Below are 11,265 nucleotides of genomic sequence, written 5' to 3' on the forward strand. Positions count from 1 at the left end.
CGGCCGGTGCGTCCCACCGGCCCCGTACGGCACCGGCGGGCAGGGCCAGTCCTCGGTCGGGTCAGTCCGAGGTCGGCTGGTGCAGGGACGGCACGGCGACGAAGGTGTTGGCCGCCCGCCGGACCTGGCGTGGCCAGCGCGAGTCGGCGGCGATGCCGAACACCGCCCGGCGGACCCCGGGCGCCTCGGCGAGGTCCCGCAGCACCGCCAGGCACTCGGCCGCCAGGGCGCCCTCCCCGGCCTGCCAGTGCCGCAGCAGCGCGACCAGGACCATGTCCCGGACCTCGACCGACATCGGGATTCCGGCGCCGACCAGCCGACCGGCGGCGAGCACCTGCGGACCCGTGCCACCGGCCAGCCGGGCCAACGCGGGCTCCGTGGCCCGGCCCGCCCGCGCCAGCGCGAACGCCGCCGTTCCCCGGGTCGCCGGCTCGGCCATCAGGCCCAACCACTCGTCCTCCCGCCAGGACCTGGCCATCTCCCCGGCCGCCAGGTACTCCGCGACCGCCCGGGTGAGCGGCTCGACGTCGGCGCCCCGGGGCACGTACAGCCCGGTGGCGACGAGCAGTGCCCGGACCCGGCCCGGCCAGTCCCGGAGCAGACCGCCCGGCGGCACCGGGGCGTGCGCGTTCGCCCAGTCGACGGCGGCGGCGACCGCAGCACGGTCGCGCAGCCACCCCGTCCCGGCCGCCTCGCACAACCGCTCGACCTGCTCGTCGAGCCAGGCGGCGACGGCCGTACCCGGGTCACCCCGGCGGCCCAGCACGGCGGCGACCTCGTCCACCGCCGGGGCGCCGCTCTCGATCAGGTGTGGGACGAACCGGTCGAGCAGTTCGGCCGGTCCCGGCGGCAACGTGCCGGGACGGCGCTCCCAACTCAGCGCCGCGAGCGTGACCAGCAACGGGTTGCCGTCCAGCTCGGCCAGCTCCACCCGGGCCAGGTCGATCCGGAACCGGTCGGCGTCCCGGGCCGCCCGGTCGGGGTCCGGCACCCGGTCCCGGAACCACCGCCGGGCGAAGGTCGACACGTCGTCGGAGTCGAACGGCAGCAGGTGGTGCTCGGCGAAGTACGGCCGCAGGGCCGTCGCCTCCTCCCCGGCCAGCGGGCGGGTGGTCAGCAACAGCCGGTACGGGTGGTCGACCCGGGCCGCCCACTCGCGCAACTGGCCCAGCACCCGGGAACGGACGTTCGGGTCGCCGACCCGGTCCACCCCGTCGACCAGCACCAGCCACCTGCCGTGCCGGCCGGGCGGCTGCCCGGTCGAGAGCGTCGGCACCCCGAACCGGTACGCCTCGGCCAGCACCTCCGGCAACGACCGGTCGACCAGCGCGGTCGCCGGCAGGGCGAGCCCGACCTCCTCCAACGCACCGCCCCGGCCCCGACCGGTGCCGGTGAAGCCACGGGCCAACTCCCGCACCGCGTGGCCGACAAACGTCGTCTTGCCGCTACCGGCCGCTCCGACCAGCAACAGGTGCGCGTCGGTGTGCAGCAGCCGATCGGCCTCGACCGCCTGCGCCGGGCCGATCGGACCGACGCCCGGCACCACCCGCTGACGTACGTATATCGCGGAGAGCGCGGCCACCGAACCGTCGAGGAACTGGTAGGCGTGCGCCGGTACGGTGTCCCGCTGGACCGTCACCAGGGCGCGTACCGAGTCCACGGTCTCCGCGACCCGGCCCGGCCGACGGCGTTGCCAGGCCGCGCTGCCGCCGACCATCGCCAGTACGGCCACCGTCCCGACCACGATCGACACGATGTTGTCGAACCGTTCCACCCACTCGAACAGGTCGAAGCCCATCAGTCGGCCCCGCTGCCCTGGAAGTCGTACCGGCAACGCTCGCAGAACCGGCCCCGGCGCCGGGTCTGGCACTCGGGGCACTCGTCGAGCAGCGGTACGGCCACCGGTACGTCCACGCCCCCCGAGCGCTGCCCGGGGAGACCGTCCGGCCGTGGTGCGGAACCGTGCCGGGCAGCACCGCCACCCGCGCCAGCACCGCCACCCGCGCCAGCGCCACCACCCGGCTCGCCGGCACCGCCGCCCGCACCAGCGCCACCGTCCGCCACGCCGTCGGCCCGGCCTGGGGCGTCGGGGTCGGCCGGGCCGGTGGTGGCCCAGACCCTGGACTGGGGACCGGTCGCGGTCAGCACCTGCCAGTGTCCCGGGTCAACATCGGGGTGGAGCCGCACCCGTCCGGTCGCCGCGTCCTCGATCTCCACCACCCGGGCGAAGACCGCCACCTTGTCGTGCGCGCCGGCCGCGTACGCCAGCGCCACCGCCCGCCCCATCAGCGACTCGGCCTCGCCCAGCCGGCGCTCGTCGAACGCCTCCCAGGCCGTCCGGATCGCCGCCGCCAACTCCTGCTGCCGGGTGTAGTGGGCCACCGTCGCGTTGATGCCGGTGTAGCGGGCGATGTCCTCCGTCCACTCCACCGCCACCGCCGTCTGGCCGACCTCGGTGGTCGGCCCGCCCTGGTCCCCGGTCGGTTCGGCACCTGCCGGCACGGCCGGCGACGGGTCGGCCGCCGCCGGCACCAGCAGGCTCAGCCAGGCGACCCGTCGGGTCTCGTCGGCCGCCATCGGGCGTACCGCCAGCCCCACGTGGTAGTCCCGGTGACCCTCGCCCCAGGCCCCGATCGGATAGTCGGTGGTCTGCTCGTCCACCGGTTGGGCCAGCTCGGCGAGGTCGGCGATGGTCGGGTAGACCTGCTTGACGAACCGGACCGAGGCGAGCGCCGAGGTGCGTACCCGCAGCCGTACGTCGGCCGTGCGCTGACCGAGCGCGTTGGTGACGAGCCGGGTGAACTCGGCCGAGAGCCGGTCCAGGTCCTCCACCGGCACCACCGGGTTCGCCCCGAGCGCGTCCGCGATCCGGACCAGCTCGGTCCCCCGCCAGGCGTGCACCCCGGGCCGCTCGGCGATCGCCCGGCAGTCAACCATGTAGCGGCCGGCGCACTCGGTCAGCACCGCCTCCAACTCGCTGGCCGGCTCGCTCTCGTTGCGCCCGTCGGTCAGCAGGATCGCGTGCCGTACGCTCCCCGGCGCCTCCTCGAACAGCCGCGCCGCCAGGCGGAGCCAGTGGCTCATCGCGGTGCCACCGCCGGCACTCGTCCGGCGCAACGCCTCCTTGGCCGCCGCTCGGCTGGTCTCGCTCGCCACCATCAACCGGACCGACGCCGGGTAGATCATCTCCGCGGTGTGCGTACCGGCCACCACGGCGAACCGTACGCCGTCGGGCAGGGCGTCGATCGCGGCCACCGCCGCCCTACGGGCCTGGATCAGCTTGCTCATCGGCGAACCCATCGAGCCCGAGCAGTCCAGCAGGATCACCTCGGCCAGGTGCGGTGCCAGCGTCCCGGATCCGCCGTCGGCACCGGAGCCGCCGGTCGAGCGGACCGTGGCGACCACGTCGACCACGGTTCCCTCGGTCGGCAGGTACATCTCGTAGTGCGTGGTGATGTCAAAGCTCGATCCGGCGTTCACCGGTGCACCTCCACGGGTCGAAGCGTCACAGCCAGGTCCAGGGGCGCACCTGGTTCGCCCGGTCCACCAACGCGACCCGCTCCTGGCGCCGTACGCTCTGCCGGGCCAGCGAGCGGTAGACCCCGGCCAGCCGCTCGCGCAGCCGGTCCTCGACCAGCGGTACGCCGAACACCCGGCCGGGCGGATCGGACTGCGCCGGCACCTGCCCCGAGGTCCCTTTCGACATCAGCCCCGACGGCCGTTTCTGAGTCTGGTTCGGCGTCAGCCTCGGCACCGACCAGGCGAGCGCCTTCTCCAGCACCTCGGCGGTCAGGCTCTCCCGGACCGTGCCGGGCAGGTCCAGCGCCTCGACCGTGGCGGCTGCGTCGACCAGTTCGGCCACCCCCGGTCCGGCCGGGGCCACCCCACCGAGCAGCGCGCGTACCTTCGCGATCTGTGCCGTGCTCCGGTGGCTGGCCGTCTCGGGTGCCTGGTCGAGGGCGGTCGCCGCGCCCCGCCGGTCGCCCTGGCGCAGCCTGGTCCGGGCCAGCCCGAACAGGGCGCTCAGCGAGGACCGCTCGGTGGCCCAGACCGCCTCGTAGTGCCGTTCGGCACCGGCGAGGTCGCCGCCGAGTTCGCAGGCGACGGCGTAACCGAGCCGGGCGGGCAGCTCGCCGGGGAGCCAGCCGTAGACCGTGTCGAAGTGTTCCCGGGCGGCGCCCGCCTCACCCGACGCCAGCGCGACCAGCCCGTGGTGCCAGGCCAGGCGCCAGTCGTCGGCGGGTGTGCCGGGGCGGGCGGCAAGCTCGGTCAGGGTGCCGGCGGCCAACTCCGGCTGCCCGGCGTCCAGGTAGGCCCGGGTCAGCCGGAGCAGCACGTCCCGGCTGCGCTCCGGTGCCCGGCCGAGCAGGGCGATCAACTCGGCCGGCTGGACCGCGCCGATCGAGCCGAGAAAGCCCGCGCCGGAGTCGGCCAGGTCCATCAGCGGGGCCGGCAGCGCGGTCGCCAACGTCTCCGCCGCCAGCGGCGTGGTGAGATCGTCGTACGCGCCGAAGGGGCGCGGTGCGAGTCCGAACAGCGTCGACGCCTCCGGGGCCACCTCCTGGCCCTGCGCGGCGAGCACCTGGCGCAGCACGCCGCGCGTCTGCGCGTACATCTCGGCGGCCGAGGCGAACCGGCGCTCCGGCTTCGGGTCGGTGGCCCGGAGCAGCAACCGGCGGTACGACTCGTGCTCGTCGAGCAGTTGCGGCACCGTGTCCGGCGCCCGCCCGGACGGGAACCGGCTGAGGTACTGGCTGGTGTTCGCGGCGAGGCTGAGCGCGCCGAGGGTGCGTCCGACGGTGTAGATGTCGGAACGGACCGAGGCTGCCCGAGCACCCTCGCGGTGCACCTCTGGGGCCTCGAAGCCCCGCGTGCCGAGCAGCGGGCTGTCCAGGTCGTCGGCCCGCCGCGCGGCACCGAGGTCGAGCAGCTTGAGCCGGTTGCCGACGTGCATCACGTTGTCCGGCTTCAGGTCACAGTAGAGCCAGTCCTGTTCGTGCAGGTGGTCGAAGGCGTCGAGGATCGCCAGCCCGTACGCGAGCACCTGTGGCAACGGCAGCGGCCCGGGTACGCCCCACCCGGACGGGCGGGGGCGCATCTCGTCCAGCGACTGCCCACCGACAAACTCCATCACGATGTACGGCGTACCGTCGCCCGCCTCCGGCGGCACGAAGTCGTAGATCTTGACGATGTTCGGGTGGTCCAGCGCGATCAGCGCCCGCCGCTCTCCCACGAACGCCTCGGCAGCCGTCGAGTCCTCGGCCGCGCGCTGGCGCTTGAGCACCCGCCAGCTACCGTCCATGTCCTCGTCCCGGGCGGCGAAGATCCAGCCCATCCCGCCGTAGCCGATGCAACCCTTGATCCGGTAACGCTGCTTGATCACATCTCCGTCGTGCAGCGGGGGGACGAAGGAGAAGGGGGTGCCGCAGTGCGGGCAGAAGCCGGTGGTGAGCCCGGTCTCCGTACCCTCGGTGCGGCCGACCGGCCGGCGGCACGAGGACCGGGCGCAGATCCGGGCCCGCTCGGGCACAGCATGGTCGGCCCGGATCGCGGCGAGTGGGTCGCGGGGCGGCACCACCGGCATCTCGACCAGGCCGAACCAGCGCCGGGTGCCGCCGATGAACCCCGGTGGCGGATTGCCGCCACCGACCCGCCCGACCACGCCGCCACCGGACCCCGCACTGCCAGCGCCCGACCCCACGCTGCCAGCGCCCGACCCCGCACTGCCAAGACCGAACCCCGCGCTGCCGGAACCACCGCCACTCGAGCCCGCGTGACCAGTGCCGCCGCCACTCGACCCCGCGAGGCCGGTACCGCTGCCACTCCGCCCCGCCTCCCCGGTACCGCCAGCAGCGGTGCCTGGCTGGCCAGCACCGCCGTGAGCCGGGTTGACGTTCTCGGGCTCGCGCGGCCGGGGCACCCCGACAGCGCCGCCGGTCGGGCCGGCGGGGCGCCCGTTCGCGTCCGGGGAACCGGTGGACTGCCCGTTCGAGCCGGCCGACTGCTCGCCGGACTGGCCCAGGCACCGGTGCCCCCACTTGAGACAGAAGCCGTCGAGGTCGACGGCGCCCGGACAGTCGCGGGCGAGACAGCCGTTCACTCCTGCCCCTCCTCGTTCACCGCGTACAGGTAACGGGTCACCGCCCGGTCGGCGGCCGGGGCGTCGAACGGTTCCGTACGGAGCCGACGCCGGGCCTCGTTGTAGAGGTCGGCCAGCGCCAGGTCCTCGGAACGCCCGAGGCTGAACGCCTTGCGTTGGAACGCGTCCAGCCGTCCCCGCAACTCGACCCGCAGGTCGCGCAGGCGCTGCCGGTGTCGACCGGCCGCCTGGACGGCACGTACCGCCCGCTCGCTCGCCGTGCTCACCGCCACCTCGATCGCGGCCGGCTCGGCCTCCTCGTCGACCGCGTCCCACCACTTGCCGTGCCGGCACCGCCGCTCGATCGCGCGCAGGCGTACCCGCAGCGCTCCCGCCTGTGGCGCCGGGGCGCCGAAGCCGGGCGGACCGGCCGTCGGATCCGTGGCGTCCGGACCGGGGTCGCCGGCGGGACGGAGGTCGCCAGCCGGATCGGGGTCACCGGGGATCGGGGTCAGGCCACTCCAGGCGTGTCGCGCCTCGGTCTCGTCCGCGTCGAGCCGCCCGATCGACAGCCGCAGCTCGTCCACCAGGCTCGGCCAACGGCTACGCAACTCCTCGGCCCGGCCGACCCGGTTGGCGAACTCGGCGACCTGTCCGGCGAGCCGTCCGCGATCCGCCGCCCAGGTCACACTGTTGGCGGCGCCCAGCGGGTCACGGTCGGCCACCCGCCGCAACGTGTCCAGCTCCGCCTCCGCACCGGCCAACACCCCCTCCGGTACGGCGACCGCCAAGGCCCGCGTACGCAGCCCGGTCAGTCGGTCGGCGAGCGGCGCGAGCTGCCCCGCGACCGCCGTACGGGCCGCCGCCACCGCCTCGGCCACGGCCACGATGGCGGTGTGGTGCTCGCCCGCCCGGCCGATCACCTCGGGCAGCGGCAGCCGGATCACCTCGACCGGCGCCCCGGTCGCCGCGCCCAGCACCACCTCGACCGGCCCCCGGAGCAGCGCTGCCAACTCGGCGGCGGCGTTCGGCGCGGTCAGGTCGGTCGACGACTGGTCCGGCTCCACGCCGGGGTCGGCGCCGGGCCGAGGCGTCGGAGCCGCGGAGCGGCGTCGCCGCACCAGGTCCGCCCGGTCCAGCAGTTGCTGCGCGGCGGCGAGCTGGGCGGCGAGTTCGCCGATCCGCCACTGGACCTCCTGCCAGGCCCGTGCGGTGGCACCGGTCGGGTCCGGGCGGTCCGCCCGGCGGTGGCCGTCCGGGGCGTCCCCGATCATCAGCGCGTCGGCCAGCCGTGCGCACTCGGCCCGCAACCGACGCAGTTCCGCCTCCGCCGGCTCGATCCCGCCCTGCTGGTGCTGGCCCGAGGGCTGACGGCGCGACTCCGGCTCGGGCCGAACCGGCGGCCCGAGCCGGGGTGCGCGGTGTCCCTCTGGTCGAGGTTCTGGCATATCCGCCGTCACCTGCCCGGGGGCCAGCTCGGGTTCGGACCGTAGCGGGCCGGCGGTGGGCCGGCGTCCGGGTGGTCCGGCAGCCACTTCTGGTGCATCCGCGCCCACCGGCCGTCCTGCCGGATCTGTTCCAGCACGTGGTTGACGAACCGGAGCAGCGCGGTGTCGTCCAGCCGGGTGGCGATCGCGTGTGGCTCGTCGCTGAACCAGGTGCACGCCGACTTGGGCTCCGCGTGCCAGTCGCAGGAGGTGTCGCCCGGTGGCCGCCAGTCGGGTGGCTGGGTGACCATCCGGGTGGTCGGGTCGAGGTCCCGGAGCCCGAGCAGCACGTTGTGGTCGGTGGAGATCGCCTCGACCTGGCGCTGCTGCAACATGACGAGGCAGTCGGTCCAGTTCGGCACCGAAACCGGGATCGGCTTCTCCGGCCGAGCGCGGGTGTGCTCCAGCGAGGTGGTGCCGGTCGCCGCGCAGACCCGTTTGCCACCGAGATCGCCGATCCCCTGGTAGGGCGAGTTGCCACGGACCAACACGGTCTGCCCCGAGTCCAGGTAGTCGGTGGAGAAGGCGACCTCGGTGGCCCTGGCGCAGGTCGCGGTCATCGAGTCGGCGACGATGTCGACCGTGCCGTCCCTGAGCCGCGCCTGCCGCTCGGCCGAGGTCACCACGACGAACCGGAGCGTCTCCTTCGGATCCTTGCCCGGGAAGAGGGCCTTGGCGATCTCGTAGAGCAGGTCGATGTCGAAGCCCTGGAACTCGCCGGTCGCCGGGTGACGATAGGTCATCCGGGTCATGGTCTGGTCCACCCCGGCCCGGATGTACCCCTGCTGCACGTAGCGGGCCGGCGCTGTCGGGTCCGGCAGCAGGCTCCGCCGCGCGTCGCAGTCCGGCGGGTTGACCGGGCTCGGGGTGGGCGCCGGCTCCACCGCCCCGGCCGGACGCGGCGAGGCGACCGGTGGCGGCTGGTAGCTGTTCGCGCACCCACCCGCGGCGAGCAGCAACAGCGCCGCGAGCAACCCGGTGGTACGCCGGGACCTGGAGATCGCGGTTGTGCGACGTACGGCACCGTCGGTCGCGCGACGTACGGAACCGTCGGTGGCGCTAGGTGGCGCGCCGGAGTTGGCGGTCACTGGTACTCCCTCACCCGTACCCCGATGCCGACCGCCACGCCCGCACCCGCCAGCAGGCAGAGCAGCAGGGTGACCACGCCCAGCGAGGTCGGTGCCGGCGGGGTGGCGGTCAGCTCGCGGAAGATGTCCTGGTCCAACAGGGAGATCTCGTTCGTCAGCTCACTGTCGTAGTGCTGGAACGCGGTGGCGACCTCGCCACCGGGCAGAGCCGCGGTGACGGCTTCCCGGTGCGCGCCCAGCCGCTCGTTCTCCTCGACGTACCGCTGGTGGGTGTCGCACCAGGTCCCGACCAGGGTCGCCATCCGATCGGTGAAGCCCGTCGGCCGCTGCCCGCAGTGCGCGTCCCGCTCGAACCGCTCGTTCAGCGCCTCCATGCCGAACTGGTTGCTGTTGCCGCCGAGTCGCAGGTAGACGTCCGCGCGGGCCTGCAGGGCGGCGCGCTGGATCTCGATCAGGTCGCGGTGCCGCTCGAACTGGCGCTCGGCCACGGTCAGCCGCTCCTCGGCCTGCGGCCAGTGCCGCCAGGAGAAGACCAGCCAGCCGGTGGTGACGAGCATGGCGACGGTGGCCAGCACCAGCCCGGGGCTGACCCGTCGCTTGGTCCGTCGGCGCAGGTAACGCTGGCTCCACCAGAGCGCGAGCAGGGTGGCCAGGGCGGTGCCGATCGACCCGAAGAGCGCGAACTGGGCACCCCGCCGGGCCTCCCGCAGCCGGTCGGTCTCGTCCTGCCAGAGCCGCTGCGCGGCGGGGAGCAGCACCCCACGCAGATAGCCCGAAGCTTCCCGCAGGTACGCCGAGCCGAGCAGCGCGTCGGTCGGGTTGTCGGCCGGCTCGGCGCCGAGTTGCTGGGCGCGCTGCACCAGGTCGGTGTAGACCGGCAACTGGTTGGCCACCCGGGCCACGCCGGTCGCCCGGTCCTCGTCGCCCCCGGTGAGCCCAGCCGACTCGGCCAGCAGCCGGCGCACCTCGCCGAGCGCCTGCTCGTAACGTCGGTTGAGCTGTTCCCGCTGCCCCGAGTCGGGTGGGGCGAGGAAGCGGCCGGTCGCGGCGGCGTCCGCCTCGGCCAGCCAGCGGTGCATCCCCTGGGCGTTGCCACTCACCCGGGCGGCGCTGGTCACCATGAGCTGCCCGGCGTCGACCGCAGCCTGTGCGGCCAGTCCGGCGACCGAAGCGGTGAGCGCGAAGAACAGCACCAACATCACGCCGACCAGCACAAACCGGTTCGGGGTCGGCACCAGCAGGCCACGCAACCAACGGCGCCGTACGCCCCGACGACGCGTACGGCGTCGCGGATCCGGGGCGACGGCGGGACCGGCGGAAGATCCCCGGTCCAGTTCGGTCAGTGCCACCTTCACCACCTCTCCACCCATCGACGGGGCGGAGAGATCGTGACCCGTCCCACACCCGCACGCAATGCTACTGAGGCCATGCGACAGGTGAGGTCCCCGCTTCGGCGGTTAGGAAGGGCCCCTTCCTATACAAAATGCGATAACAAGGGGCCCTTCCTTACTCAGGTGGGGAGGAGGATGAGCTTGCCTCGGATGTGGCCGGTCTGGCTGATCCGGTGGGCGTCGGCCGCCCGTTCCAGCGGGAAGGTCTCCGCGACCGGCAGGGTGAAGGTGTCCTGTTCGATCAGGCGGGCGACCTGGTCCAGGGCCGGGGACGGGTCCTTGCTCCGCCCGCTGGAAAATCGTACGCCGTACTTCTGGGCTTCCGGGTCGGCGATGGTGATCACGTTGTCGGTGCCGTGGGAAAGTTCGATCAGGTCCGGCAGGCCGCCACGCCCGGCCACGTCCAGTGCCCGGTCCACCCCGCTCGGCGCGATCTTCCGGACCCGCTCCACCAGACCGTCGCCGTAGTTGACCGGGGTCACCCCGAGCGAGCGGAGGAAGTCGTGGTTCGGCTCGCTCGCGGTGCCGATCACCGTGGTTCCACGCAGCCGGGCGAGTTGGGCCGCGGCCAGCCCGACGCCGCCGGCCGCACCGTTGACCAGGACCGTCTGCCCCTCGGCGACGCCGAGTTCGTCGAGCGCGCGGTACGCCGTCTCGGCCGCCGTCGGCAGCGCGGCGGCCTCCGGCCACGGCAGCGCGGGTGGCTTGTGCGCGAACTGGTTCACCGCCAGCACCGCGTACTCGGCGTAGGCGCCGGTGGTGGTGAAGCCGAACACCTCGTCCCCGACGGAGACGCCGGTGATCCCGTCGCCGATCTCGTCGACCACACCGGCCACCTCGCCACCGGGAATGCTGGGGAACTCCAGCGGCAGGAACGCCCGCATGGCTCCGCTGCGGACCTTCCACTCCCAGGGGTTCACCCCGATCGCGTGGACCGTCACCCGGATCTGACCCGCTCCGGCGTGCGGTTCGGGAGCCTCGGCCACCCGCAGCACGTCCGGCTCGCCGTACTCGCTGAACTGCGCAGCCTTCACGTTGACCCCCTCGTCACAGGTTCTCGGGGCCCGGGACACCGGACCCGCATAGATCCTCCCCCGATTTCCGGCCGGCGATCCCGAATCGGGATTCGCCACCCGACCCGGGACGGGCCGGTGCCGGCGGCGTCGTCGGGGACGCGGAACCCCACGCGCACCCGGCGCGGAAACGGAAGCGGCCCGGGA

General features: G+C 74.1%; 7 protein-coding genes. All 7 read right to left on the reverse strand.

Annotated features, from left to right (window positions below):
- Window positions 1-61 precede the first annotated feature (61 nt).
- The 7 genes from ACI2K4_RS30110 to ACI2K4_RS30140 all read right to left on the reverse strand — a co-directional run bounded on the left by ACI2K4_RS30110 (window position 62) and on the right by ACI2K4_RS30140 (window position 11,079).
- Complete coding sequence (locus ACI2K4_RS30110; protein ID WP_404516232.1) at window positions 62-1,798, reverse strand: NACHT domain-containing protein; 1,737 nt, start codon at window positions 1,796-1,798, stop codon at window positions 62-64.
- Complete coding sequence (locus ACI2K4_RS30115) at window positions 1,798-3,480, reverse strand: VWA domain-containing protein (protein WP_404516233.1); 1,683 nt, start codon at window positions 3,478-3,480, stop codon at window positions 1,798-1,800. The genes ACI2K4_RS30110 and ACI2K4_RS30115 overlap by 1 nt, the downstream gene beginning before the upstream one ends.
- Before the next feature lie 25 nt (window positions 3,481-3,505).
- Window positions 3,506-5,662 carry a tetratricopeptide repeat protein gene (locus tag ACI2K4_RS30120; RefSeq protein ID WP_404516234.1) on the reverse strand — a complete coding sequence of 719 codons (2,157 nt, stop codon included), beginning with the start codon at window positions 5,660-5,662 and terminating at the stop codon, window positions 3,506-3,508.
- Between the two features lie 434 nt (window positions 5,663-6,096).
- A complete protein-coding gene (locus tag ACI2K4_RS30125; RefSeq protein WP_404516235.1) occupies window positions 6,097-7,527 on the reverse strand; it encodes a hypothetical protein in 1,431 nt (476 codons plus the stop codon).
- An 8-nt stretch (window positions 7,528-7,535) separates the two neighbouring features.
- Entirely contained in the window at window positions 7,536-8,654 is a 1,119-nt protein-coding gene (locus ACI2K4_RS30130; RefSeq protein ID WP_404516237.1) for a transporter substrate-binding domain-containing protein, read from the reverse strand.
- Complete coding sequence (locus ACI2K4_RS30135) at window positions 8,651-10,003, reverse strand: hypothetical protein (RefSeq protein ID WP_404516238.1); 1,353 nt, start codon at window positions 10,001-10,003, stop codon at window positions 8,651-8,653. The genes ACI2K4_RS30130 and ACI2K4_RS30135 overlap by 4 nt, the downstream gene beginning before the upstream one ends.
- 161 nt (window positions 10,004-10,164) lie before the next feature.
- The gene (locus tag ACI2K4_RS30140; protein WP_404516239.1) at window positions 10,165-11,079 is read right to left on the reverse strand and encodes an NADP-dependent oxidoreductase; all 915 of its coding nucleotides are present in this window, start codon (window positions 11,077-11,079) and stop codon (window positions 10,165-10,167) included.
- Window positions 11,080-11,265: the final 186 nt, after the last annotated feature.

This window comes from Micromonospora sp. NPDC050397 (genome assembly GCF_044901685.1).
In the GTDB taxonomy this organism is placed as follows: domain Bacteria; phylum Actinomycetota; class Actinomycetes; order Mycobacteriales; family Micromonosporaceae; genus Micromonospora_G.